This window comes from Bradyrhizobium sp. (genome assembly GCF_049581145.1).
In the GTDB taxonomy this organism is placed as follows: Bacteria; Pseudomonadota; Alphaproteobacteria; order Rhizobiales; family Xanthobacteraceae; genus Bradyrhizobium.
In genome coordinates this window covers 1-25,008 of record NZ_JBAURI010000352.1, presented here as the reverse complement: position 1 = coordinate 25,008, position 25,008 = coordinate 1, and the positions used below count along the sequence as shown (strand labels likewise).

Here is a 25,008-nt window from a genome sequence, read left to right as displayed (position 1 = left end):
GCCAATTCCGGCGTCGCCAGACCTCCTCGCGGCTGGCGACCTTCGCCGAAGCCTTTGCCTCGATCGGATGGGCTGCGACCGCCGCGCTGGCGCTGACGATGCCGGTGGCCGGCCTGATCAGCGGCCTGATCACCGCTTGCATCGTCGCGCTCGCCTGGAAGCTGAGCCCGCGACGTGCATGAGGGGCGGCCGGCAGGCGTGTCGGCTCTGTGCTCGGATGGCCGGTCCGCGCGGGCGCGCGCGTGGCGCTATCCCCGAACGAGTTCCATCACCGCAGCCGCAAAAGCCTCAGGCTCCTCCTGCGGCAGGTTGTGTCCGGCGCGCGGGATGATGCGATGGCTGCGCGGGCCCTTGAATTTCACGGCCTGCGCGGCGCCGTCGGTCGCGGGGAAGACGCCGTCACTGTCGCCGTCCAGCGTGATCGCGGGCACCGTGATCATGGGCTGCGCGGCGAGCCGGGCCTGGATGCCGGCATAGCGTGGATCGCCGTCGGCGAGCCCATAGCGATGGCGATAGCTGTGGATGACGATATCGACGTAATCGGGGTTGTCGTGCGCGATCGCGCTGCGCGCGAAACTTGCCTCGTCGAACGGCCAGTTCGGCGACCATTCCCGCCACAGGATCTTCGCGATCTCGCGGCGTTGGGCGGCGAGCCCAGCGCGGCCGCGCTCGATCTGGAAGTACCATTGATACCAATACGCGACCTCGCGCTCCGGCCGCGCCGGCACCAGCGCCTTGGCGATATCCTGGATCAAATAGCCGTTCACAGAGACCAGTCCGATGCAGCGCTCCGGCCATAACGCCGCGACCACACAGGCGGCACGGCCGCCCCAATCGTAGCCGGCGAACACGGCGCGTTTCACGGCCAGCGCGTCCATCAGCGCGATCAGGTCGGCGCCGATCGCAGCCTGCTCGCCGGAGCGCGGCGTCGCCGGGTCGCGGAACCGCGTCGGACCGTAGCCGCGCAGATAGGGAACGATGACGCGGCAGCCTTGGGCCGCAAGCAGCGGCGCGACGTCGACATAGGAATGGATGTCATAGGGAAAGCCGTGCAGCAGCACGACGGTCGGGCCATCGACGGGGCCGGCTTCGAAATAGGCAATCTCGAGCACGCCGGCTTCGATCTGGCGCAGCGGCTCCAGCCGCGTCGACGAGGCCGCGCGCGCGATGCCCGTGATCTGGTCATTCGACTTCGACATTGTGAACTCCCTGGCGCGCTGCGCCGTGCTAATTCTACATAGGATCGTGGCAGCCACAATGGGATGATCCGCGCGCGATCGAGAACGGAGCTGACGATGATCCGCTCGCTTGCCGCACTTGTCGCCGTGCTGGGATCGCTACTTGCGCCGGCCGCCGCCCAGCAGGGCCAGGGAAGCCGACGCAGCAGTCCGGATACGCCACGCAGCGAGTGCCTGGCGATGGCGAACGCAGGCCCGCGCGCGACGCCGATCAGCCTGCGCCGCGCAGCGACGGCAACCGACGAAGTCGCCATCACCTACGCCGGCCACTCCACCTATTTCATCGACACGCCGGAAGGGGTGCGGATCGCGACCGACTACTCGGGCGACTACCAGATCGGCCGCCTGCCCGATGTCGTCACCATGAACCGAGCCCACTCGACGCACTATACATTGTCTCCGGATCCGCGCATTCCCCATGTGCTGCACGGCTGGGGCGAGAACGGACAGCCCGCCAAGATCGCAGAGCGGATCGGCGACGTTTTCATCCGTAACGTCACGACCGACATCCGTCGCTTCTACGGCGATAATTCGGGCTCCGACATGATCAAGGACGGCAACTCGATCTTCATCTTCGAGGTCGCCGGCCTCTGCATCGGCCATCTCGGCCATTTGCATGTCGCGCTCGACGATTCGCATTTTGCGGCGATTGGCCGGCTCGACATCGTGATGGTGCCGATCGACGGCACCTACACCATGTCGCTCGACGGAGTGTCCGAGATCACGCGCCGCCTGCGCGCTTCGGTCGTGCTGCCGATGCATCGCTTTGCCACGCCGATCGAGGAGTTCATGCAGAAGATCGGCAAGCAGTTCGAAGTCGACCTGCGAAACGAGCGAACTCTGAAAATTTCGCGTGAGACGCTGCCCGGCACGCCGACGGTCATCATTCTCGAAGGAGTGTGACGGGCCGTCCGGCACGGCGCCGGCTCCCTTTGGGAAGACATATCGGGTGCGCATTCGATTGCTCGCATGCTCTGTCGTCCGCATGATAGGATGATGCTGCCAGCCAAGAAGCATGTCGAAAAGACAGGGAGCACACAGCCATGGCCGCCAGCACCGCGCCCGCCTCGACGAGCGGGCTCTATGCCGACCCGCGCGAAGATTGGCTCGCGCTTCACTGCGAAGACATCATCGACCCCGCCCGCCCTATCATCGACCCGCATCACCATCTCTGGGACCGCGGCGGCCTGCGCTACATGATCGAGGAGATGGCGGAAGACGCCGCCTCCGGCCACAACATCCTCGCCACCGTCTATGTCGACTGCCGCTCGATGTATCGTGCATCGGGGCCGGAGACGTTTCGCCCGATCGGCGAGGTCGAGTTCGCCAATGGGGTTGGGGCGATGGCCGCGAGCGGCGGCTACGGCAAAGCCCTGATCTGCGCCGGCATCGTCGGTCACGTCGATCTCCGGCTCGGCGAAGCCGCACGCGCAGTGCTGGAAGCGGAGATCGCCGCCGGCAACGGCCGCTTCCGCGGCATCCGCCACTCCTCGGCATGGGATGCCGACCCCGACGTCGCCGGCATGTACGCTACACGGCCGAGCGGCCTGTTGCTCGATTCGAGCTTCCGCAAGGGCTTTGCCTGCCTCGCGCCGCTCGGGCTGAGCTTCGATGCCTGGCTGTTTCATCCGCAACTCGGCGAATTCACCGATCTCGCTCGGACCTTTCCCGACACCAGAATCTGTCTCGACCATTGCGGCGGACCGGTCGGCCTCGGCCGCTATGCCAACCGGCGGGAGGAGATTTTCGGGATCTGGAAAGCCTCGATCACCGAGGCCGCGAAATGCCCGAATGTCGTCGTCAAGCTCGGGGGGCTTGCGATGCGGCTGCTCGGCCACGACTTTCACGAGCGGCCGAAACCACCGTCGTCGGAGCAAGCCGCCGCGGCGTGGCGGCCCTATATCGAGACCTGCATCGAGGCGTTCGGGCCGCAGCGCTGCATGTTCGAAAGCAATTTCCCGCCCGATAAAGGCCAGTGCAGCTATCTGGTGATCTTCAACGCCTTCAAGCGCATCGCCGCGCAATACAGCGAGGCCGAGAAGACCGCGCTGTTTTCGCGGTCGGCTGCGGATTTCTACCGGCTGCCGCTCGCATGATCCTCGACTTCGCACACCACTCGGTACGCGGCCGTCAGCGTTTGCTGGCCGCCAGCACCCGGTCCACCATCTCGGGCGCAAGGCCAAGATAGTTTTTCGGCGAGGTCAGCCGCACGATGGTGGCGCGGTCGATCCGTTTCGTCACGCGCGGGTCCGCCGACAGGGCGTCGGCGAGCGTCACATGCTTTTCATTGGCAAGCCGGCAGGCGTCGTAGACGACGTCATGGGCTTCCTGCCGCCCGATCTGTGGCGCCAGCCCCATCATGACGGCTTCGGCGACGATCAGCCCGCGGCTGATGTCGAGATTGTCGGCCATCTTGATATCGTCCACGATCAGTCCGCCGAGCGCGAAGTTCGCCTGATGCAGGGCGCCCGCGGTGAGCACGAAGCTTTCAGGAATCGCGATCCATTCGGCATGCCACGGCCCGGTGGCCCGCTCGAAATCCTGCACCATCGCATCCAGCATCAGGCCGGCGTGCTGGCGCACGGCTTTCGCGGCCGCCAGCATCAATTCGGACGAGATCGGGTTGCGCTTTTGCGGCATGGTCGAGGACGCGCCGCGCCCCTTGACGAAGGGCTCGTAGACCTCGGCGAATTCGGTCGAGGCCATCATCATGATGTCGAGCGCGATCTTGCCGAGCGATCCGGTGACGAGGCCGAGAAAATTCACGGCTTCCGCAAACCCATCGCGCGCGACATGCCAGGTGGCGACGGGGACGCGGAGGCCGAGTTCTTCGCACAGCTCCTGCTGCACCTCAAAGCCCTTCTCGCCGAGCGAGGCGAGCGTGCCGGCCGCACCGGCGAACTGGCCAACCAGCACACGCGGCTTCAACTGCGCCAGCCGCTCGGCATGGCGATCGAACATCGCAAGCCAGATCGCAGTCTTGGAGCCGAAGGTGACCGGCAGCGCCTGCTGCAGATGGGTACGCCCGGCCATCGGCGTGTCGCGGTGGCGAATCGAGAGGTCGGCAAGGATGCCGCGCAACACGCCGATGTCCCTCTCGACGATCTCGAACCCCTTGCGCATCTGCAACACGACCGCGGTGTCCATGATGTCCTGCGTGGTCGCGCCCCAATGCAGATAACGGCCGGCATCGCCGCATTGTCTGGCGATCTGATGCACCAGCGGCAGGATCGGATAGCCGACGATTTCAGTCTCCCGGCGCAGCAGGTCGAAATCGAGCGCGGCGACGTCGGTACGTGCCGCGATCTGATCGGCGGCCTGCTGGGGGATCACGCCGCAGCGCCCTTCCGCTCGCGCCAGCGCAATCTCGACCTCGGCATAGCGCGAGATGAGGCTGCGGTCCGAAAACGCCTCGCGCATCTCGGCAGTGCCGAAGGCATCGCGGAACAGGATCGAGTCCAGCACCGTGGTCGAGGTCGCAAAAGCTGGCATGACGTTTCCTGCAGCGATTTTTTTCAAAACCTAAACCATCACCCGCTCGCTGTATACGCAGCGGCAGTCCATTTCGTAGTCGAGCCCCTCAACCGGTGGGCGATTGAAATGCCAGGTCAGCCCATTCCTGAGCACGCCGCGCCGCCCGAGTTCGCCCTCAAGAATCGAGCAGATGTCCTGCACCGTGTAGAGCTGCACGGCGGTGGTCTGGCGCCAGGCACCGCCAAACGCGCTCATGCGGCGCTCCATCTCGTCGAGCACCCATTTCGCCTTTTCCAGCATTCCTGCCGGGCTGGTATCGCCGGCCCGTACGATGTGATCGCGGTAATTGGCCTTGCCTTCGACCGACTCGCCGCTGCCGGCGATGACGAAGGACAACGGCGCGCGTGAAGCCGGCACCGCATAACAAAACGCGTGAAAGCTCGGCTCGCCGGGCGGGTCGAGCTTTGGACAGACATTGCTGCGCGCCACCGGGTTGACGCCGTCCTTCATCACGCCCCAGCCGATCAGGGTCTGGATATAGCTCTCGTTGAAGGCCTTGAAACCGTCCTCGGTGAACGGCGCGGGCGAGCGCAATTCGCAGGCGCCAAAGGCCGCGAGCGGCCGGCCCGCCCGCTTGAGAATTTCGGCAATTCGCTCGAACCCGGCCTTCAGCGGCACCGGATCGGCGAACCGCACGCGCTCGATGGTGAAGCCTGGAAGTGCGGCGATGCCGCACGAATACTGGCTCACGCCGGGCATGAAACGATAGCCGCTGTTGGGCGCTTCGACGGTCGCGATCATCCTGCCTCTCCGAATTGGCTCGATTGACGAAAAATCACACAAGGCTCACTCTTGCAGCACGCCGAGATAGGCGTCGCGGACGATCGGGTCGGCCAGTAGCTCCCGACCCGAGCCGGCGCGCACGATGCGGCCCATGTCCATCACGAACGCCTGGTGGCAAAGATCGAGCGCGATCGTGACGTCCTGCTCGACCAGCAGGATCGACATGCCCGCGGCATTGAGCGCCTTCAGCGCCGCGACCAGTTGCTCGACCAAGAGCGGCGACAGACCCAGCGACAATTCGTCGATCATGATGAGCCGCGGTACGCTCATCAGCCCGCGCCCGATCGCGCACATCTGCTGTTCGCCACCGGACAAGGTGCCGGCCGCCTGGTGGCGCCGTTCGCGCAGCTTGGGAAAGGTCGCGTAGACGGATTCGAGATCGCGCTTGAGCTCGGCCCTGCCGACTTTGCGCAAGTAGGCGCCCATCAGGAGATTGTCCTCGACGCCCATGGCGCCGAACAGGCGCCGGCCTTCGGGCACATGCACGATGCCATGGCCGAGGATTTCGGCGGCAGCATCGCCGGTGAGATCGCGTCCTTCAGAGAAATAATGACCGCCGGTTGTCGGGATCAGGCCCGACAGCGCCCGCATCAGCGTGGTCTTGCCGGCGCCGTTGGAACCGATCAGCGCGGTGATCTCGCCGCGGCGCGCGGCAAGATCGATGCCCCACAGCACCTGGATCTCGCCATAGCCGGCGCATAATCCGTTGAGCTCAAGGATCAGCGGACTAGCCACGCGCAGCGCTCCGTTGTGCGTATTGCTGACCGAGATAGGCTTCGACCACCGCGGCATTGTTGATGACGTCGCGCGGCGGTCCGTCCGCGATCAGCGCGCCGTTGTGCAGCACGACGATGCGAGTGCAGACATTGAGCACGACTTTCATCAGATGCTCGATCATCACGATGGTGATGCCGGAGGCCGCGAGCTGATGGATGAGGCCGGTGGCGCGCTCGACCTCGGCGCTGTTCAGGCCCGCATTGACCTCGTCGAGAAACAACAGCTTTGGCTTCATGGCCAGCGCCTTGGCAAGCTCGAGTCGCTTGCGCATCGCCAGCGTCAGGGTCGCGGCGGGTTGCGCGGCCTGCGCCGCCAGCCCGACAAAGGCGAGATGCGCCATCGCTGCCTCGCGGGCGGATTTCAGGCTCTCCCCGGCCTGCGAAAACAGCGCTGCCGCAGCAACGTTGTCGAGCGCGGAAAACTCCGCAAACGGCTGCACGATCTGGAAGGTGCGAGACAGCCCGCGCCGCGCTGCCTGGTAGGTCTTGATACGGGTGATGTCGGCGCCATCGAAGGTGATGCTGCCGGCGCTCGCCGGCGTCACCGCGCAGACGGTGTTGACGAGCGTGGTTTTGCCGGCACCGTTCGGCCCGATCAGGCCGAGCACCTCGCCCCTGTTGACCCCAAACGTAACGTCACGCAGCGCCTGCAGGCCGGAGAAATGCCGGGAGACGCGATCGAGGCGCAGGATTTCTGACATGCTTTCTGCCGTGATCTCAGACATGTCTTGCCTTCCGCCGGAACAGGCTTGCACGGAGCGAGATCAGGCCATGCGGCAGGAACAGCAGCAGCACGACGATGAGCAGGCCGAGCACGCCGGAATGAATCTGGACGTAATTGCGCCAGACCACTTCTTCCAGACCGAGATAGAGGAACGCGCCGCAGACGACGCCGACCGGCGAGGCGAGGCCGCCGAGCAATGCCATCACGATCGGCTTGACCGAGTAGAGGATGTCGAACACGTCGGACGGGTCGATATAGTGCACCCAGGCGGCATAGATGCCGCCGGCCGCCGCAACGAAGCAGGCCGACAGTCCAAAGGCTGTGGCCTTGTAGAGCGTGGTGTTGAGACCGACCATGCTTGAGGCCGTCTCGTTCTGGCGGATGCAGGCGAGCCCGAAGCCAAGCTTCGAGCCGGCCACGATGACCACCATCAGCGCGGTCGCAAGCAACAGCCCCCACATCGCATAGAAGAAGAAGGTCGCGTCCGCCAGGATGTTCGAACCGGCCGCGAGCGGGACGTTCAGTCCCATCCCGCCGCCGGTCAAGTCGGTGGCATTGTTGACGAGTTCGCGCAAAACCTCGACCAGCGACAGGCTGGCGATCGCGAAATAGTGGCCACGCAGCCGCAGCAGGACCGCGCCGAGCACGGTCGCGCCCAGCGCAGCTACGACTGCGGCAATCAGGACGGCAAGCGAGAGGGGCAGGCCCGTGCCCAGGAGCACGCCGGCGGCATAGGCGCCGAAGCCGAAAAACGCCGCTGTCGCAAACGACGGGTAGCCGGCGAAGCCGCCGACCACGCTCCAGGACAATGCCAGGATCGCGTAGAGGCAGGCAATGGTCCCGAGCCGCAGCGCATAGGCGCCACCGAACAGCGGCAGCGCCGCCACGCAGGCGATCAGCACCATGAGCGCGACATCGGCCCGCTTCATTCAAAGCCCTTCCGGCCGAGCAGCCCTTGAGGGCGCAGCACCAGAAAGATAATCAGGAGGACGAAGGACAAGGTCGTCGCGTACGATGGCCCGAACAAGCTCGAGCCGATGCTCTCCACCAGCGCCAGCAACAGCCCGCCTGCGAGCGCGCCGGAAACGCTGCCGAGGCCGCCGAGCACGCAGACCACAAACGCCTTGCCGAGATATCCCGAGGAGGTCAAAGGCGAGATCGGGAAGATCAGCGCCATCACCACGCCGGCGCAGCCAGCGAGCGCCGCGCCGAGCCCGAAGGCGATAGCGTAGATCTGCTTGACGTCGACGCCCATCAGGATTGCGGCATCGCGGTCGAGCCGCACCGCAACGATGGCGCGCCCGGTGCGCGAGCGGCGCAGCACGAGATAAAGCAGCCCGGTCAGCGCCAGCGCCGCCGCGCTCGCAATCAGCCGGTCGACCGGCACGACCACGCCGAGGACCGAGACCGACCCCAGTGCTGGCTTGAGAATCAGCTTTCGGTAGTCCGCCGTGAAGAAATAGATCATCGCGTTGTTCAGGATCAGGTCGAGCCCGAAGGTCAGCGTCAGCGTCACCAGCACCGGCGCGGTGATGACGCGATTCAGGACAAGACGCTGCAACAGATAGCCGAGTGCGAAGAACAGCGGCGCGGCGACGACGACCGCATACCAGGGTGAGATGTGCAGCAAATTATAAAGCGCGAACGCCAGATAGGCGCCCAGCACGATGAAGGAGCCATGGATCAGGTTGATGACGTTGAGCACGCCCCAGACCAGCGAGAAGCCGATCGCGATGCAGGCATAAAGGCATCCCAGGACGATCGCATTGACCAGGATCTGAGCCGCGTGCATGTCGCGTCAACCCGTCATTGCGAAGCGCGCAGGCGAAAAAGCAATCCATTCTTTCTTTTTGCGGTTGGATGGATTGCTTCGCTTAGCTCGCAATGACGGTGTCCCCAAGAGATTAGCCCAAGAGATTAGCCCAAGAGATTGGTCCAGGGGATCATCAGTTGACGCCGACCTTCAGTTCGCCCTGCTTGATCGCCTGCGGGAACAATACGACTGGCTTGGCATCCTGGATCTGGAAGACCGGCGGATCGAGCGAGTTGATCTGGCCGTTGGGACCGAACTTGACCGGCCCGAAGAACGTCACGACATCGAGCTTGGCCAATTCATCGCGCACCTTGTCACGGTCGAGCGTGCCGGCTTTTTCGATCGCCATCTGGAACAGCGCACCGCACAGCGCGGCCGAGGCCTGGCCGTAATCCGGCTCGCTGTTGTACTTTGCCTTGAACAGCTTGACGAAGTTCGCGGTCGTGCCAAAAATATCCTTTCCGTCATATTGCTCGGCCGGATGCCACCACGAGGCGCTGGTGATGTTCTCCGCGCTCTGGCCGGCCCCCTCGATGAAGTCCTGATAGGCGGGGCCAGCGATCATGGTCAGCACGTCCTCCTTGATCTCCTGATCAACCATCTGCTTTCGCACCAACAAGAGGTCGTTGATGTAGCCGGTGATGAAGATCCACTGCGGCGCGAGCGCCTTGATCTCCGACAGCGCGGCGGAATGATCGAGCGTGCCGATGGCATATTTCTCGAAATAGACCACCTCGATACCGTTGGTCTTGGCCGATTTCTCCATCTCCTGCGCAATCGCCAGCGGAAACAGATCGTTGCGCGCCAGGATTGCGATCTTTTTCACGCTCGGGACCTTGGCCTTGATGATCCCGGTCAGCGGCGTGGTCAGGGTTTCGTTCGGCGTGAACGTGCCGAACAGGTATTTGTAGCCCTGGTCGTAGACCTGCGTGGACGAGGCCGCCGCGGCGATCGTCGGCACCTTGTATTTTTCGGAAATCGTGCTCGCCGCTTTCGCCGCACCCGAGCCAAACGCGCCGAACAGGAAGTTGATGTTGTCCTGGGTGATCATCTGCTCGGTGGCCTGCACCGCGCGCGGCGTATTCGACTGGTAGTCGACATAGACGATCTCGACCTTGTATTTCTTGTTGCCGACCGAAATGCCGCCCGACTTGTTGGCCTGTTCGGCCCACAGATCGTAACCCTGCTGCTGCTTGATGGCTTCCGGCGCCAGCGGTCCGGTGATCGGCAGCGGCGCACCGAAGCGGATGACGTCCTCGGCGGACGCGACCGAGACCTGCGCGGCCAGGCCCACAGCCGCAACCCACAGCGGGATGGCAAGGCGGGCGCAGCCGGCGACCCGGCGGGCGATCATCGACCTGATCATCGAAAACTCTCCAACATCCTACGAAACGGCCCCAAGACGACCAGCGAACGCCGTAGCGACGAAATCATGACAAACCCGGCATTCGAATAAAAGCATTGAAATTAGAGGCTTGGGATCTAATAATTCGACCACTAGACATTCCCTGCCGCGATCTTGGGCAAACCCGCAACCTCCTGAAACCATGATCGAGTCGACTGCCGTCAGATACTTCCGGGCTGTGACCGAATCCGGCTCGATCAAGAAGGCCGCCGCGGCCTTGCGGATCGCGCCGAGCGCGATCAGCCGGCAGGTCCAGGCGATCGAGGACGAGTTGTCGGTCAAGCTGTTCGAGCGCGGCGCTCGCGGCATGGCTTTGACCGGCGCCGGCCACCTGCTCTATCGCTATGCCGTCGAGAACCGCAACCAGCTCGACAGCATCCGCGCCAAGGTGCAGGAATTCGACGCGCTGCGCCGCGGCCAGGTCAAGATCGCGACCGTGGAAGGCATGCTGGCGAATTTCCTGTCGAACTTCGTCATCTCCCTGGCGGGCGACTATCCCGGCATCTCCGTCTCGATCACGGTGATGGGCTCGCGCGATGTCGCCGAGCTGGTCGGTCGCAACGATGTCGATCTTGGCCTGGTGTTCGGTCGCGCGCCGCGGCGCGACCTGATCGAGCTGGCGCGGATGCGGCAGTCGCTGTGCCTGATCGTGTCGCCGCGTCATCCGCTGGCGGGGCGGGAGTCCTGCACGGTCAAGGATCTCGCGGGTTTGCGCGTGGTGGTGCCCGATCCCTCCTTCGGCATTCGCCAGGAGGTCGACCGCGCCTGCGCGCAGGCCAGGATACGACTCGAGATCTGCAACGAGACCAATTCACTGGCCTTCGCTCAGACACTGGCCGCGCGGGCGGACCTCGCCACCTTCCTGCCCCGCGACACCGCAACGCCCTCGCTCGATGCCGGCACGCTGGTCGCCGTTCCCTTGCGCGACAAGCGCCTCGAGGCGACACAGGTCACGCTGGTGCAATTGGCGGCGCGCAACATGTCGCCGTCCGGCCGCCTCGTCGCCGATCTCCTGGTCGGGCGCATGAAGACGGAGTGAGCGCCCGCGAAAATCATCGCCGGCGATCGACATTGCCGAGGTCAATTCACGATCGGGACACAAAGGCGGCCCGCAGATAAAGACCACGTGATGGTCACATTTTGATCGCTGCATCGCGGCAAATTGGCCGAGGGGACGGGTGCGGTCATCTGTTCTTCACGATCTCGTCACGAACCGGTCGGTTCACATAAGGAAATCCCTGATGCGCAAAATCGTTTTAGCTGTCGCGATGCTGCTCTCGACGGCCACCTGGGCTGGCGCCGGCGAAACACCCTCGCCGCCGGGCGCCAAAGTCTATTTCATCAATATCAAGGACGGCGATACCGTTACTTCCCCCGTTACCATCCAATTCGGCCTGACCGGCATGGGGATTGCTCCCGCCGGCACCGAAGCTCCAAATACCGGCCACCACCATCTGCTGATCGACGCACCGCCGCTCGAAAGCGACGCCCTCAATGAGGCGATCCCGATGGACGAACACCATCTCCATTTCGGTAAGGGCCAGACCGAGACGTCGGTCAGTCTCACGAAGGGCAGCCATACGCTGCAGCTCGTGCTCGGCGACTGGAGCCACATCCCGCACAACCCCCCGGTGATGTCGGACCGCATCACGGTCACCGTCAAATAGTTGCCGTTCGAACGGCGCGCCGGATCGCGGCTTGCAGCGGCCGGCGCGCCTGCCATCGATTGAACCTTTTGCCTCGCCTGACGTTCAAAAAAAGCCGGCCCTTCGGCGAGCGGTGAGGTCTTCAAATCGTGAACGAAGCCAAGCAGCGCGAAGCGTTGCAGCGCGAAGCGCTGAGCAAGGTTCCGGAAGTCACGCTGGTCTTCTGGATCATCAAGATCGCGGCCACCACGCTCGGAGAGACAGGCGGCGACACCGTCACCATGACCTTGGACTGGGGCTATCTCGCCGGCAGCGCGCTGTTCGTCGCCGCGCTGATCGTGCTGGTGGCGCTGCAGATCACCGCGCGTAAATTCTATCCGGCGCTCTATTGGGCGACGATCGTCGCATCCACCACCTTCGGCACCACCATGGCGGATTTCGCCGACCGCTCGCTCGGCATCGGCTATACCGGCGGCGCAACCTTACTCGCGCTTTGCCTCGCGGCAACGCTCGGCTTGTGGCTGTGGTCGGAAGGTACCATCGCCGTCAACACCGTCAGCACGCCGAAGGTCGAAGCGTTCTATTGGGCCGCGATCACCTTCTCGCAGACGCTCGGCACCGCGCTCGGCGACTGGACCGCCGACACCGGCGGCCTGGGCTACGCGGACGGCGCGCTGGTTTTCGGCGCGGCCTTGATCGTGCTCGTCGCACTCTATTACTTGACCGGCATCTCGCGCGTGCTGCTGTTCTGGACTGCCTTCATCCTGACCCGGCCGCTGGGCGCGACCGTCGGCGACTTTCTCGACAAGCCGGTCAGCGATGGCGGGCTGGCACTGAGCCGGCCGCTGGCGTCGGCCGTGATTGCGGCCTTCATCATCGTCTGCGTGCTGGTGCTGCCGCAGCGCGCTGGACGACATCCCGGACCCGGCGCACCAGGGCCGCAACCGGTCAGCAGATAGCGGTCCGCAAAGCGTCTCCGCTTTCACGCCCACTCGCCCTTGCGGAACACCGGCACGCGGTTGCCGTCGGCGCGGATGCCATCGATGTCGGTCTTGTCCGAGCCGATCATCCAGTCGATATGAATAAGACTCTGATTGCCGCCTTGCGCGATGATCTGCGCTGTCGAGAGCCTGGTGCCGTCGACGAAGCATTTCGAATAGCACTGGCCGAGCGCGATGTGGGAAGCGGCATTCTCGTCGAACAACGTGTTGTAGAACAACAAGCCGCTCTTGGAGATCGGCGAGGAATGCGGCACCAGCGCCACCTCACCGAGCCGGCGCGCGCCCTCGTCGGTCTCGAGCACCTTGTTCAGAACCTCTTCGCCGCGCGAGGCCGTAGCCTCGACGATGCGTCCCTCTTCGAAGCGCACCGCGATGTTGTCGATCAGCGTGCCCTGATACGACAGCGGCTTGGAGCTGACGACATGACCAAAGACGCGCCGGCAATGTGGCGTGGTGAAGACTTCCTCGGTCGGGATGTTGGCGTTGCAGGTGATGCCGTTCTTGGCGGTGGAGGCGCCGCCTTCCCATTCATGACCGTCGGCGAGCCCGATCGTCAGATCGGTGCCGGGCGCGGAATAATGCAGCGCGCTGAAGCGCTGCCCGTTCAGCCAATTGGTCCGTTCGCGCAAGACCGCGTTGTGCCTGTTCCAGGCGGACATCGGATCGTCATTGTCGACGCGCGAGGCCGCAAAGATCGCGTTCGCCAATTTTGCCACCGCGACGTCCTCGGCATCATCAGGAAACATCTGCCTGGCCCAGGAAGCGCTGGGAAACGCGATGATGTTCCAGTTGGTGTCGAAATTGACGATCTTTTCCAGCGCCGGCTGGTAGGCCTTTGAATTGGCCTTGTTGGCGCGTGCGACCTTGGCCGGATCCTCGCCCGACAGCAGCATCGGATTGTCGCCGACAATGGCGAGCCGCGCGGTGTTGTCTGAAAACGCCTTTGCCATTCCTTCATAGAGCCAGTTGGCGGCACGGTCGAAACTCGCCTCATGGCCAAACCGATAGCGCGCCAGCGTCATGGCTTCGTCGGATAAAATCGGCGTGACCAGACCGGCACCGGCCTTATAGGCATGTTCGGCGACCTTGCGCACCAAAGGCAGCGCGACCGATGGCGCAGTCAAAAGCAGATCCTGGCCTTCCCGCAGTCCCAGACCAACCCTCACAGCCACCTCGGCGAGGCGGTCGAGTTTGACGGGATCAATCGATGCGGAAAGGCTGCGTTCGTGTACGGTCATGAGGCCCGGCCTGTGGTTGAAGATATCCCCAATATAATGGGTTTGGCGGCCAATGGATCAAGAATTGCTGGCAGGAATCACTGGAATGAAACTTGCTGGAAGGCGGCAGCGGGACTTTGCGGAAACCGGTGCGGTTGTGACCTTCTTCGTGAATGCATCAAGAGGTGAAGAGGCGACGACCACGGTCCGGCTGGGCGTCGTCGTCGCCATTGCCAAGGCGCGATCCCTCGTGAAGGACGGCTGGCAGGTCTTCATCACCACGCCCGACGGCGCTCGGTACGGTTCCGACGAATTCGACGAACTGCTCAAGCTTGATTCGGCTCGACCCTCCTCATAATTGCGACACGACGTAGCTGATATCTGCGCTCCGCATCACGTCACCGGCACAGCCCGTCGCGGCGGCGGCGCATGCGGGCCTCAGCGCCGCCATTTATGCCGCCTTTATGCCGGGCGCGTTCGTCCCTCATGGAATTTGTACGCGTTCGCGTTCACATTGCGATCGTCAACACTGACCGAGCACGACGATGAGAACACGGACCGTTCAGACCAGATTCGCCAACACATGGCAGCGAAGCCGCCGATGCCTCGAACGCATCCGCGATTGGCCTGCAAATCCCGGCACGCCTTATTCGCCGCTATTTTGCACGGCTTTGCTGGTGACCTTGGGCCTGATCATCCACAGCGGCCGGTAATCCACTTGGTCCGCGCTCGCCGTCCGTCGCGATTGACTGTTTCAGCGATGCGATCGAGAAGCTATCGCACGGGACTGGCCTCCAGCCAGAATCATCGAGGGGCGAAGCGGCGCGCAATGGCGGCCGATCGACGCCAGAGCTTCCCGAATGCGATCCCTTTCGCAACGTCGGGCGCAACCACCCCTGTCCCTGCGGCACCGGCAAGAAATTCAGGACATGAAGCCTGACGCCAATCTCGCCAACCTGTCAGCAATCGCGTCCCGGAACAAATTGTAGCAGGATGGCACGATGGCTCATGGTGAAGTTCGCTGCGTCATCGACGAAGCGTCTCGGTGTCCGCTGAACAGCCCACTGAAACGTCATCTCCGTTGCAACGGGCATCACGCATGAGCGGCTGTTGAAGAAAATACCTCTGACGGCATCGTTGCAGGCTCGCCTCCAGCGCGTCGCGGAACGACCGGGCCTGCATAGCAACCATGGCGCGCAGTTCCAGCCCGCGGGAACCGCCAACGCCTGATGTTCCAACGAGTTAATGCCCAGGTGCCGAAGCACGAAACACTGGAAGTCACCGCCGATCGGTGTCACAGTGTGTTGCTTGCAATGGGCATGGAGTGCCGGTTTGGGACCGCGGACGACACTTCCCGAAACCATCGCGGAAGTCTTCATCACGGACGAACTGCAGCGGCGTGCAACGTCGGATCCCGATTACCTGCGCGAAAAACTGGCGCTGCAGGATCTGGCGCAGCAGATGTCGGATCATCCGAGCCAGGTGTTGCCGCGGCTCGTGAAGCTGGCGATGGACATCTGCGACGCCGAGTCGGCCGGCATCAGCATCCTGGAGCCTCAGTCCGAACAGTTCCGCTGGTTCGCGCTGTCGGGCGTGCTGGCGAGCTTCGAAGGCGCGACGACGCCGCGGAACAACAGCCCCTGCGGCGTCTGTCTCGATTGTGACAGCCCGGTTCTGATGGCGCATCCCGAGCGCGCCTACGACTGGATTCGGGACGCCGCTATTTCGGTGCCCGAGGTGCTGCTGGTCCCGCTGCGGGTCAAGGGATTGCAGTCCGTCGGCACGCTGTGGATCGTTGCCAGCCAGTCCGGTCATTTCGACGCTGGCCACGCCCGCATCATGACCGAGCTCGCCGCGTTCGCGGGCATGGCGCTGCGGATGATCCAGACCGAAGAACGGCTGACCCAGGCACTGCAACAGCAGGAGACGCTGGCAAGAGAGATGAGCCATCGGGTCAAGAACATGTTCGCCATCACCGACAGCATGATCCGCATGAGCTCGCGCAGCGCCGGCACCAAAGATGAATTGGCCAGCACCCTGTCCGGCCGGCTGCATGCGCTGGCATCCGCGAACGCGCTGGTCCGCCGCTCGTTTGGCGATGGTTCGGACGAAGGCGTCAATCTCCACGAACTGATCGAGCGGGTGCTGCGCCCGCACAACCATGCCAAGTTTTCGATCGACGGCCCCGGCCTTTCGCTGGGCGAGCAGGCGACGAACAATCTGGCGCTGGTGTTCCACGAATTGGCGACCAACGCCGCAAAATACGGGGCGCTGAGCAAGGATTCAGGTTCGGTCGCGGTGCGGTGGCTCGCCGACGACACCAACGTGCATTTGAGCTGGCTGGAATCCGGCGGCCCCTTGACCGTTCCGCCGGCCACGCTCGGCTTCGGATCGAGGCTGGTGGCGACGACGGTCGAACGAATCGGCGGCAAGATTACGCCCGACTGGCGGCCGCAAGGCCTGTCGGTCCAGATTGAGCTGCCGTTGAGCGCGCTCAGGCCTTGAGGGTCCGGGCAGGCTGGGCGCCCGCTGCGACGTCCTTTCGGCTCTTCGTCAGGTCAAGCACTTCGACATGAACACGCGGTCGTAGCCGGCCTCGCTGCGACGGCCGGTTTCCTGGTATCCGATCCTGGCATAGAGGCGCTGGTTCTCCGTCATTGTCGCGTGCGTATAGAGCCTTATCTCCGGACAGCGCCGCCGTATCGCTTCGGCCTCGGCGAATACGAGCAGAAGCCGGCCGAAACCCGTTCCGCGGCAGATCGGATCGACCGCGATGTTCTCGAGCAGCAGATGGTCCGGTTTGGGGACAAGCACGACAATACCCCGGACGGCATCGCGCGCTTCAATCACCCATACCACGCCTGCGGCAATTCGCTCCGCGTAGTCGTCGAGCATCGGCGATGGCGTCTGCCTCATGCGCGGAATGTAATGCCGATAGGCGTCTGCGACGATTCGAGTGACGGCGGCGACATCAGCAGCAATGGCAGGTCGAATGCTGGGTTCGGCGACGTCCGGCTTCACGATCATCATCACGATAGCTCCCAGTCCGACACGTATCATTCAGTGCAAGAGATGCATCCAACAACTTTTCCGATGTGACGGCTTGCTCGCACGCAACCGGCCTCTGCAAGAACGCCCGCACTTGATCCCCGTAGTTTTACGGTTGGTAAGGAGTTCGTGATAGCCCGTTGGCCTCCAGTATTCCAGGCAGGCCCGCAATGATTCTGAGTAGGTTTACGATCCGCACCAAACTGGTCAGCATGGTCGTGCTATCGACCGTTGCGATCTGCGCGATCATCGCCTGGTCGACCTCGCTCAGCCAGAAGCGGATGCTCGACGATCGCGTGGCGCAGTTGCGGACCGCCGTGAACATGACCATCGGCTTGGCGCAATCGCTGCAGGACGACGTGGCCGCAGGCAAGATGACGCTTGCCGACGCGGAAGCCGAATTCCGCAAGCAGGCCCGACGCACGACGTTCGACGACGGACAAGGCTATGTGTCCGCCTATCGAACCGACGCCGTGACGATATTGAATGCTGCCAAACCGGAACTCGAAGGCAAGAACAACTACGTCAAGGACGCAAGCGGCATGCTGATCGTGCCGTCGGTGGTGGATACCGCCCGGCGCAGTCCCCAAGGCGGCACCATCGCCTACTACTTTCCACGTCCCGGTCAAACCGAGCCGCAGCCCAAGCTGGTTTTTACCCGCATGTTCGAGCCGTGGAATGTTGCCATCGCGGTCGGCCTGTACGTCGATGATCTCGACAATGATTTCCGTGCGCTGCTGCTGCGGACAGGCGCCATCGGCGCGGTCATCGTGGCGTTGATGGGCCTGTTGTCCTGGCTGATCGCCCGCGATGTGCTCGGCGCGCTGCGGCGGCTGCAGAGCCGGATGCAGCGCATCGCCACCGGATCTCTGAATGAGGCGGTCAGCGAAACCGGACGCGGCGACGAAGTCGGCCGGATGGCGGAAACCCTGGAAATGCTGCGCCAGACCGCTCTCAATGCGCGGATGCTGGAAGCCGACCAGGCCGAGACAAAGCAGCGCAGCGAAGCCGAGCGGCGGCAATCGCTGATTGCGCTGGCCGATCGCTTCGACGCCTCCGTCGGCCAACTGGTCGAGCTGATGGCATCGGGATCAGTCGAACTGGAAGCCACCGCGAAGTCCATGACCGGGACGGCGGAGCGGACCGAGCAACGCGCCACAGTCGTGAATTCGGCCGCGTCGGAAGCCAGTACGCGGGTGCAGACCGTCGCTTCCGCCGCGGAGCAACTGGCGTCGTCGATCGGCGAGATCAGCCGCCGGGTCGAGCAGTCCGCCAGGATCACTGATCGCGCCGTCGACAGCGCGCGGCGCACCGATACCATCGTGCGCGCATTGGCCGATGGCGCGCAGCAGATCGAACATGTGGCCGAACTGATTTCAAATATCGCGGGACAGACCAATCTGCTGGCGCTCAACGCCACCATCGAGGCCGCGCGCGCCGGCGATGCCGGGCGCGGCTTCGCGGTCGTGGCATCCGAGGTCAAGAGCCTCGCCGGGCAGACGGCGGGGGCGACCAAGGAGATCGGCATCAGGATCGCCCAGATCCAGGGCGCGACCAAGGAAGCCGTCGAGGCGATTCAGGGCATCACCTCTACGATCGAGGAAGTCAGCGGGATCGCAGCGACGATCGCCTCATCGGTCGAGCAGCAAAGATCGGCGACCGCGGAGATCGCACGCAACGTGACCCAGACCGCGCAGGCGACCCAGGAGGTGACGACCAATATCGGCGGCGTCAGCGCCGCCGCCGCGGAAACCGGTGGCGCCGCCGGCCTCGTGCTGAGCGCCGCCTCCAGCATGTCGAAACAGGCGGAACGGCTGTCCGGCGAGGTCACCACATTCCTGGCCGGCGTCCGCGCCGCTTGAGGCGAGCGGCCCCTCTACGCCTGCCCCGGCGCGGTCGAAGGCTCGGCTCCGATCGAACTGTGCCGGAAGTTGGACGTCTGGTCGATCTCCTGCAGCTCCACGGTGATGCTGAGCGGGATCGCCGCGCAGGCATCGATGAGATGCCGGCGCACGGCCTCGAACAGCGTCTTGCCCAGATCATGCCGGAGCTGTTGCGAACGCCCCGGCGCAATCCGGCCGACGATCGCGACGAACGCATTGCGAGGATCGCCGTCGGCGATACGGACATCGCGCCGCGCGGCGCCGCGGGTCCGGATCGCCTCCAGCGGAAACGCGTTGGTCGCAACCAGCGTCTCGTGCACCAGCTTGATCAGTTCGGATATGTCAACGCTCCGTGCGAGGTTCTCGGAATATTCGACCACCACATGGGGCATTGCGATCTCACCTCAGGGCGCAAGGATGCTGTTGGCGTCGATCGGTCCGGTCGTCAGCTGCTGCTCATCCATCAGGTCGATCCAGAACTTCATCTGGGCGGGCGTCGCCGCCACCGTGACATTCGGGACATTGATCAGTTGCAGCAGTTGTTCCGGCATTTTCGCGTAGGTGATCAGGCTTTTTTTTGCGGCCTCCGGGTCCGTCTTGATGAACCGCGTGGCATCCTCCAGGCTGGCGCGAAATGCGGCGATGGTGCCGGGATTCTTTTTCGCCCAGTTGCCGGTCGAGACATACATGGTGCCGAGCGTGCCGGCCGGAATGTCGGCCTGCAGATCGATGAGTACACGTCCGATCCCAGCCGAGATGATGCGCTGGTAGAACGGTTCGGAGACCGTCGCGGCATCGATCTGCCTGGCCTGCAGCGCGTCCGCCATCTGCGGAAAGCTGATCTCGACAAAGGTAATCGACTTGGGATTGACGCGCTGTTTGCTCAGCCATTGCTGCAGAAGAACGTACTGCATGCCGCCGATGCCGTTGATTCCCACCTTTTTCCCGACGAGATCCTTGGCCGTGGTCACTCCGCTCGCGTCCGAAACCAATAGCCCGACCTTGTTCGGCGTGGGATAGGTATGCGTCGCGGCCACAATGACGAGGTCGACGCCATTGTCCACGGCCTGCAGGAATGTCGTCGGGTTCGGCGTCGACAGCTCGACGGATTTGGAGACGATCCCGGCGATGCCGGTGTTGCCCTGATTGATGGGGACCAGTGTCACGTCCAGCCCATGCGCGGCGAAGAAGCCCCGATCCTTGGCGACATAGGCGGTCAGGAAGTTGCTGATCGGAATATAGGCGAGCGATAGCTTCGGCGTTTCGGGCGGCGCCGCTCGCACAACCGGCGCGAGCAACAACAGACCAATTGCAACGAATGTGTTCGTGATGGTTCTCATGTCCGCGACCGTTTTAGTCGAAACGTTCCAGTTGTATAGTGGTTTGCGCGGGCAATCGCTCACGGCAGCTTCATTAACGTCGCTTCATCACTCCGTCGTCGGTCATCACCTTGAGGACCGACGGCGTCAGCCGGCCGCCATCCGCGTGCAGATCGTCGATCGAGATGATCGTCATTCGGCTTCCGGCCGCGCGAATGAGATGCAGACTATCCGGGCGAGGATCGAGGTGATCATCATCTCGACAGTTCCGTTTGCAGGATGATGCCGTTCAGCTCATATACGTCATGCGCGTGGCGAGATCGATGTCCGATCCTTAACAACTCCGTAACGGGAGTTCTCACCAGCGACAGAACTCGCCAAACGCATCGAACATCCTGCACAAAGCTTCGCGCTCTCGTCCGCATCCGCTGGTCCCGCGTCGACCGATGGCCTTTTCAGCTACGTTGCAGCCGTTGAGCCGTCAAATGGAAATCGATTTTCATCTTCGAACATCAATTTTATTGACCGGCTTTTGAGGGTGCGGCATGACGGCCCCACATGCCGAAGCCGCCCGCCGCGCCGTCAGAACCGAACCGTCAGAGCCCGCTCACGACAGCAGTGCGTTTTGCGCGCGGCCGGGATCTCGTCCTGAAGAATGCGCGGAACCCAGCCGCCCGCCGGCGATGGCCCCGGGACCCGACCGCACCCGCGGATGGATTGAACAAATGGCGGGAAAAATGGGCAACCCGCGCCCGAGGGACCACCGTTCATGACCAAGGCGCTGCTGCTGCTCAATATGCCGGAAAACCTCCGCAACAAATTCCATTCCAAACTGGCCCGCGCGTTCCCCACCGTGAATTTTGCTCTGGTCGACAACGTCGCCGATGTCGACCGGCACCTGGCGGACGCGGAAATCCTGATGACACACGGCCCCTATCTGTCGACGCGTGCGGACCATGTGCTGGGGCACATGCCGAATTTGCGCTGGGTTCAGGGCACCGGGACCGGCATGGACAACATCATCGACCGGCCGAGCCTGCCCGCGCACGTGCAGGTGACCAACATGCGCGGCGCCCATGGACCGCAAATGTCGGAAGCGGCAATTGCCTCCATGCTGGCGCTGTCCCGAAATATCCCGCGCTCGATCCGCAATCAGGACAAGCACGCCTGGCAACGCTGGCTGCCCGGCATCATCCACGGCAAGACCGTCGGCATCCTCGGCATCGGGGTGATCGCCGAAGCGCTGGCGCCGAGATGCAAGGCGCTCGGCATGACGGTCGTCGGCTTCAGCTCCTCGCCGCGCGAGGTCACGGGCTTCGATCGCATGCACGCCATGAGCGAACTCGGCGAGATCATCGCCCAGCTCGATTTTCTCGTGCTCTTAACACCTTATTCAAAGGCGACCCATCATATCGTCAACCGGGAGGTGCTGATGGGCATGAAGCAGGGAAGCTGTCTGGTCAATCTGGCGCGGGGCGGCGTGGTCGACGAAGCCGCGCTGATCAACGCGCTCGACGACGGCCCGGTGAGCGGCGCGGCCCTCGACGTCTTCGCCACCGAGCCGCTGCCCGGGGATCACCGGTTCTGGTCGATGGAAAACGTCATCATCACCTGTCACATGGGCGGCCTGACCGACGACTATGATCTTCAGGCGCTGCCGATCATCGAGACCAATCTGCGCCACTACCTCGATGGCAAGCCTGACCGCATGATCAACATCGTGCGGGGCGGGACGTGAACACGACCTGTGCCGACGCGCCGTCGTGCCTCGTTCGAACTGATAAGCCGGCCAACGAACATCGCAACGCCCAAGTGAACGATGGCGCGATCGCGTTCGACCATGTCGATGTCACCTTCGACGGACGCAGGATCATCGACGATCTCACCCTGCAAATCGCCGGCGGAGAATTCGTCTGCATCGTCGGGCCATCCGGCTCCGGCAAGACCACCGCGCTCCGCCTTCTGGCCGGTCTCATCAGGCCCAGTCGCGGTACCATCCTGTTCCGCGGCGCGCCGCTGCTCGGATCGAGCCGCGACATCGCCGTCGTGTTCCAGGACTACGGAAAGGCGCTGTTGCCTTGGCGGACCGCCGCACAAAACATCTCGCTGGCGCTGGAAGCGCGCCACATCCCTGCCCGCGACCGCAAGCCACTCATCGCGGAGCTGCTGCTCAAGGTGGGCCTGAAGGCTCACGCCGACAAATATCCGGCCGAAATGTCGGGCGGCATGCAGCAACGTCTGCAGATCGCACGCTGTCTCGCCCAGAAGCCGAGCGTGCTGTTGATGGACGAGCCGTTCGGTGCGCTCGATGCGATGACGCGGCAATCGCTGCAGGATGAACTGCTGTCGATCGTGAGAGCCTCGGGGGCCGCGGTGTTCTTCGTGACCCACGACCTCGAGGAAGCGATCTATCTCGGCGACCGCGTCGTCGGCCTGAACGCCAATCCCGGACGGATCGGAGCCAGCTTCACCGTCAACCTGCCGAAGCCGAGAGATCAGCTCGGGACTCGCGAACAGCCGGAATTTCTGAAATTGCGCAGGGAGCTGTTCGATTTCATCAAGAGGGCCGAGCATGAGCGTGCCCCCTAACCGGCCGGTCGCGGCCCATGCGAGCGGCCTGCTCATTCCGTTGGCGGTCGTTATTCTATGTGAGGCAGCGTTCCGCCTCGGGCATCTGAAGAGCGACACGCTGGCGCCACCCAGCCTGATTCTGGTTTCCTTCATCGATGCGTTGAGCGACGGCACGTTGCTGGCGACGACCCGCGATACGCTGATCACGACATTCGGCGGCCTTGCCTGCGGCGGATTGGCCGGTCTCGCGCTCGGCACCCTGTTTGGATCCTTCCGGCGGCTGGACAGGCTGTTCCGCTTTCCGATCGAATTGATCAGGCCGATTCCGTCGGTCGCATTGATTCCAATCGCAATGATCGTGGCCGGCTTCGGCTATACGATGGAGATGGCGGTGGTGAGTTTTGCCGCCACCTGGCCGGTGCTGATCACCACACGGTCGGCGATTGCGGAGATCGAGCCGCGCCTGATCGAGGTCGCGCGGGTGCTGCGGCTGGGCGTGATCGCGACAACGTTCAAGATCATGCTGCCGGCAGCGCTGCCGCGGATCTTCATCGGCATCCGGCTCGCGGCCGGCGTCGCGCTGATCGTGTCCGTGACGGTCGAGATTGCCGCCAATCCGATCGGACTCGGTCACGCCATCATGCTGGCGCAGCAGTCGCTGCAGCCGGGCGCGATGCTGGCGCTATTGGTCTGGATCGGCGTGGTCGGCGTCGCCATCAACAGCCTGCTGGTATTTTTGCAGGCGCGCTTGTTTGGTCGCACCGGCAGCGCGGGACTCCCACGATGAAGGCGCGCATCGCATGGGCGGTCGCCAGCATCGCGGTCGGCGTCGTGCTGGTGCTGCTCTGGCAGATGGTCGCCGACCTGAAGTTGTTGCCGCAGGCCTTCTTCCCGGCGCCGGATCGAACCTGGAAGGCGTTCACGCGCGCGGCCGCGTCCGGCGATCTGGCGCCGCGGATCTATGCGACGGTCTGGCGCGTGCTGATCGGCTGGGCGCTGGCATCACTGCTCGGCGTTCTCCTCGGCTCGGTGATCGGGAGTTCGCCCTGGCTGCGGCGATTGCTGGGACCGACGCTGGAGTTCCTGCGGCCCCTGCCGGCATCCGCGACCATCCCTGTCTTCATCGTTCTTTTGGGGCTGTCGAATGCGATGGTGCTGACCGTGATCGCCTTCGGGGCGCTGTGGCCGATGCTGCTTGGCACGGTTCACGGCTTCGAGGCGGTCGAACCGCGGCTTTACGAGGTGGCGCGGGTGCTGCATCTCTCCAGGCTATTAGTCATCCTGAAGATCGCGTTGCCGAGCGCGCTCCCGGATATCCTGTCGGGCTTGCGCCTCAGCCTCACCATCGCGCTGATCCTGACCGTGGTGTGCGAGATGCTGGTCGGCGTCGATGGGCTCGGCAGCTGGACCTTGATCTCGGCGCGCGCGTTCCGCTCGCCCGACCTCTATGCCGGCGTGCTCCTGCTCGGCATCATCGGCTATCTCGGCGCCACGGTCCTCACTCTCGTCAGCAACAGGCTGCTGGCCTGGAAGACGCGAAGTCCGTAGATCGACGCTCGGCAAAATCCCGGAGCTTCCGATCGAAGGTCAGCCGCGATCCAATTTCGCCAGCCGGCGCATATGCGCGAGATCGACAGGGCGCCCGTGGCTGATGACGACCGCAGGCTCGTCGTGAAAGCGAACCGCCTCGGCGACGCTGGGATGGTCGAGCACGACGAGATTTGCCGCGCAGCCGGCTGCAAGCCCGTAGCGCGGCAGGTTCATGGCCCGCGCCGCGCGCGTGGTGATCATTTCATACAGCGTTTCGATCTCCTGCTCGCCCATCATCCAGAGCAGATGCGAGGCCAGGAACGCGACCTCCGGCATGTTGTTCCTGCCGAGCGGATAGTAGGCATCCGAGATATCGTCCTGCCCGAGGCAGACATTGACGTCCGACGCCAGCAGCTCCTTCACCCGCGCGTGCAGGGGACCGGTATGGGGATCGCTGACGACGCTGATGCAGGCGCGTCGTAACAATTCGACCAGTTCGCCGAGATAGGCGTCGGGGTAG

Annotated in this window: 27 protein-coding genes and 1 pseudogene; 15 read left to right on the top strand and 13 right to left on the bottom strand. The window is 63.7% G+C overall.

The window, feature by feature from the left end; all coding sequences use genetic code 11:
- A pseudogene (locus tag WCB02_RS11580) lies at positions 1 to 182 on the top strand (permease); the annotation flags it as partial.
- Positions 183 to 248: 66 nt separating this feature from the next.
- On the opposite strand, the gene WCB02_RS11575 reads toward WCB02_RS11580, so the two are convergent.
- The gene (locus tag WCB02_RS11575; protein ID WP_423958303.1) at positions 249 to 1,199 is read right to left on the bottom strand and encodes an alpha/beta fold hydrolase; all 951 of its coding nucleotides are present in this window, start codon (positions 1,197 to 1,199) and stop codon (positions 249 to 251) included.
- A 96-nt stretch (positions 1,200 to 1,295) separates the two neighbouring features.
- Here WCB02_RS11575 and WCB02_RS11570 point away from each other — a divergent pair, with 96 nt between their 5' ends.
- Both WCB02_RS11570 and WCB02_RS11565 read left to right on the top strand, forming a co-directional pair.
- Complete coding sequence (locus WCB02_RS11570; protein ID WP_423958302.1) at positions 1,296 to 2,141, top strand: MBL fold metallo-hydrolase; 846 nt, start codon at positions 1,296 to 1,298, stop codon at positions 2,139 to 2,141.
- Positions 2,142 to 2,281: 140 nt separating this feature from the next.
- Positions 2,282 to 3,334, top strand: a complete 1,053-nt coding sequence (locus tag WCB02_RS11565; protein WP_423958301.1) for an amidohydrolase family protein — start codon at positions 2,282 to 2,284, stop codon at positions 3,332 to 3,334.
- Positions 3,335 to 3,368: 34 nt separating this feature from the next.
- Here the strand turns inward: WCB02_RS11565 and WCB02_RS11560 are convergent, their stop codons facing one another.
- From WCB02_RS11560 to WCB02_RS11530, 7 genes are all read right to left on the bottom strand, one after another.
- Positions 3,369 to 4,730, bottom strand: coding sequence for a class-II fumarase/aspartase family protein (locus WCB02_RS11560; RefSeq protein ID WP_423958300.1), 1,362 nt, complete (start codon positions 4,728 to 4,730; stop codon positions 3,369 to 3,371).
- 30 nt (positions 4,731 to 4,760) lie between these two features.
- Positions 4,761 to 5,513: a 2-amino-5-chloromuconate deaminase CnbZ gene (cnbZ, locus tag WCB02_RS11555; protein ID WP_423958298.1), complete on the bottom strand. Its 753-nt coding sequence runs from the start codon at positions 5,511 to 5,513 to the stop codon at positions 4,761 to 4,763.
- A gap of 45 nt (positions 5,514 to 5,558) precedes the next feature.
- Positions 5,559 to 6,290: an ABC transporter ATP-binding protein gene (locus WCB02_RS11550; protein WP_423958296.1), complete on the bottom strand. Its 732-nt coding sequence runs from the start codon at positions 6,288 to 6,290 to the stop codon at positions 5,559 to 5,561.
- Positions 6,283 to 7,032 carry an ABC transporter ATP-binding protein gene (locus tag WCB02_RS11545; protein ID WP_423958306.1) on the bottom strand — a complete coding sequence of 250 codons (750 nt, stop codon included), beginning with the start codon at positions 7,030 to 7,032 and terminating at the stop codon, positions 6,283 to 6,285. The genes WCB02_RS11550 and WCB02_RS11545 overlap by 8 nt, the downstream gene beginning before the upstream one ends.
- 16 nt (positions 7,033 to 7,048) lie before the next feature.
- A complete protein-coding gene (locus WCB02_RS11540) occupies positions 7,049 to 7,984 on the bottom strand; it encodes a branched-chain amino acid ABC transporter permease (protein WP_423958295.1) in 936 nt (311 codons plus the stop codon).
- Positions 7,981 to 8,847 (bottom strand): branched-chain amino acid ABC transporter permease, encoded by an 867-nt coding sequence (locus WCB02_RS11535; RefSeq protein ID WP_423958294.1) that lies wholly within the window; start codon positions 8,845 to 8,847, stop codon positions 7,981 to 7,983. The genes WCB02_RS11540 and WCB02_RS11535 overlap by 4 nt, the downstream gene beginning before the upstream one ends.
- Positions 8,848 to 9,001: 154 nt before the next feature.
- Positions 9,002 to 10,234 carry an amino acid ABC transporter substrate-binding protein gene (locus tag WCB02_RS11530; RefSeq protein WP_423958292.1) on the bottom strand — a complete coding sequence of 411 codons (1,233 nt, stop codon included), beginning with the start codon at positions 10,232 to 10,234 and terminating at the stop codon, positions 9,002 to 9,004.
- Positions 10,235 to 10,415: 181 nt separating this feature from the next.
- Here WCB02_RS11530 and WCB02_RS11525 point away from each other — a divergent pair, with 181 nt between their 5' ends.
- The 3 genes from WCB02_RS11525 (at position 10,416) to WCB02_RS11515 (ending at position 12,878) form a co-directional block, all read left to right on the top strand.
- Positions 10,416 to 11,312: a LysR family transcriptional regulator gene (locus WCB02_RS11525; protein ID WP_423958290.1), complete on the top strand. Its 897-nt coding sequence runs from the start codon at positions 10,416 to 10,418 to the stop codon at positions 11,310 to 11,312.
- 202 nt (positions 11,313 to 11,514) lie between these two features.
- On the top strand, positions 11,515 to 11,940 hold the full coding sequence (locus WCB02_RS11520) for a DUF4399 domain-containing protein (protein ID WP_423958289.1): 426 nt from the start codon (positions 11,515 to 11,517) through the stop codon (positions 11,938 to 11,940).
- Between the two features lie 128 nt (positions 11,941 to 12,068).
- Positions 12,069 to 12,878 carry a hypothetical protein gene (locus tag WCB02_RS11515; protein WP_423958288.1) on the top strand — a complete coding sequence of 270 codons (810 nt, stop codon included), beginning with the start codon at positions 12,069 to 12,071 and terminating at the stop codon, positions 12,876 to 12,878.
- Between the two features lie 23 nt (positions 12,879 to 12,901).
- Here WCB02_RS11515 and WCB02_RS11510 read toward each other — a convergent pair whose 3' ends face one another.
- Positions 12,902 to 14,158 carry an aminopeptidase gene (locus WCB02_RS11510; protein ID WP_423958286.1) on the bottom strand — a complete coding sequence of 419 codons (1,257 nt, stop codon included), beginning with the start codon at positions 14,156 to 14,158 and terminating at the stop codon, positions 12,902 to 12,904.
- 52 nt (positions 14,159 to 14,210) lie between these two features.
- On the opposite strand from WCB02_RS11510, the gene WCB02_RS11505 reads away from it, so the two are divergent.
- From WCB02_RS11505 to WCB02_RS11495, 3 genes are all read left to right on the top strand, one after another.
- Positions 14,211 to 14,495 carry a hypothetical protein gene (locus WCB02_RS11505; protein ID WP_423958285.1) on the top strand — a complete coding sequence of 95 codons (285 nt, stop codon included), beginning with the start codon at positions 14,211 to 14,213 and terminating at the stop codon, positions 14,493 to 14,495.
- A gap of 386 nt (positions 14,496 to 14,881) precedes the next feature.
- The gene (locus WCB02_RS11500; RefSeq protein WP_423958305.1) at positions 14,882 to 15,070 is read left to right on the top strand and encodes an SEC-C metal-binding domain-containing protein; all 189 of its coding nucleotides are present in this window, start codon (positions 14,882 to 14,884) and stop codon (positions 15,068 to 15,070) included.
- Positions 15,071 to 15,469: 399 nt separating this feature from the next.
- The gene (locus WCB02_RS11495) at positions 15,470 to 16,642 is read left to right on the top strand and encodes a sensor histidine kinase (RefSeq protein WP_423958284.1); all 1,173 of its coding nucleotides are present in this window, start codon (positions 15,470 to 15,472) and stop codon (positions 16,640 to 16,642) included.
- A gap of 48 nt (positions 16,643 to 16,690) precedes the next feature.
- Here WCB02_RS11495 and WCB02_RS11490 read toward each other — a convergent pair whose 3' ends face one another.
- A complete protein-coding gene (locus WCB02_RS11490; protein ID WP_423958283.1) occupies positions 16,691 to 17,167 on the bottom strand; it encodes a GNAT family N-acetyltransferase in 477 nt (158 codons plus the stop codon).
- A 188-nt stretch (positions 17,168 to 17,355) separates the two neighbouring features.
- On the opposite strand from WCB02_RS11490, the gene WCB02_RS11485 reads away from it, so the two are divergent.
- Entirely contained in the window at positions 17,356 to 19,047 is a 1,692-nt protein-coding gene (locus WCB02_RS11485; RefSeq protein WP_423958282.1) for a methyl-accepting chemotaxis protein, read from the top strand.
- A gap of 14 nt (positions 19,048 to 19,061) precedes the next feature.
- Here the strand turns inward: WCB02_RS11485 and WCB02_RS11480 are convergent, their stop codons facing one another.
- Positions 19,062 to 19,460, bottom strand: coding sequence for a hypothetical protein (locus WCB02_RS11480; RefSeq protein WP_423958281.1), 399 nt, complete (start codon positions 19,458 to 19,460; stop codon positions 19,062 to 19,064).
- 12 nt (positions 19,461 to 19,472) lie between these two features.
- A complete protein-coding gene (locus WCB02_RS11475; protein WP_423958279.1) occupies positions 19,473 to 20,408 on the bottom strand; it encodes an ABC transporter substrate-binding protein in 936 nt (311 codons plus the stop codon).
- On the opposite strand from WCB02_RS11475, the gene WCB02_RS11470 reads away from it, so the two are divergent.
- From WCB02_RS11470 to WCB02_RS11450, 5 genes are all read left to right on the top strand, one after another.
- The gene (locus WCB02_RS11470) at positions 20,407 to 20,670 is read left to right on the top strand and encodes a hypothetical protein (protein ID WP_423958278.1); all 264 of its coding nucleotides are present in this window, start codon (positions 20,407 to 20,409) and stop codon (positions 20,668 to 20,670) included. The two genes, WCB02_RS11475 and WCB02_RS11470, sit on opposite strands and share 2 nt — an antisense overlap.
- Positions 20,671 to 21,156: 486 nt before the next feature.
- Positions 21,157 to 22,125 carry a D-2-hydroxyacid dehydrogenase gene (locus WCB02_RS11465; RefSeq protein WP_423958276.1) on the top strand — a complete coding sequence of 323 codons (969 nt, stop codon included), beginning with the start codon at positions 21,157 to 21,159 and terminating at the stop codon, positions 22,123 to 22,125.
- 74 nt (positions 22,126 to 22,199) lie between these two features.
- Positions 22,200 to 22,976 (top strand): ABC transporter ATP-binding protein, encoded by a 777-nt coding sequence (locus WCB02_RS11460; protein ID WP_423958304.1) that lies wholly within the window; start codon positions 22,200 to 22,202, stop codon positions 22,974 to 22,976.
- Positions 22,960 to 23,745 carry an ABC transporter permease gene (locus WCB02_RS11455; RefSeq protein WP_423958274.1) on the top strand — a complete coding sequence of 262 codons (786 nt, stop codon included), beginning with the start codon at positions 22,960 to 22,962 and terminating at the stop codon, positions 23,743 to 23,745. The genes WCB02_RS11460 and WCB02_RS11455 overlap by 17 nt, the downstream gene beginning before the upstream one ends.
- A complete protein-coding gene (locus tag WCB02_RS11450) occupies positions 23,742 to 24,506 on the top strand; it encodes an ABC transporter permease (RefSeq protein ID WP_423958273.1) in 765 nt (254 codons plus the stop codon). Before WCB02_RS11455 ends, WCB02_RS11450 begins: the two co-directional genes overlap by 4 nt.
- A 39-nt stretch (positions 24,507 to 24,545) precedes the next feature.
- Here the strand turns inward: WCB02_RS11450 and WCB02_RS11445 are convergent.
- On the bottom strand, positions 24,546 to 25,008 hold a 463-nt coding region (locus WCB02_RS11445; protein WP_423958271.1), incomplete at its 5' end, for an amidohydrolase family protein.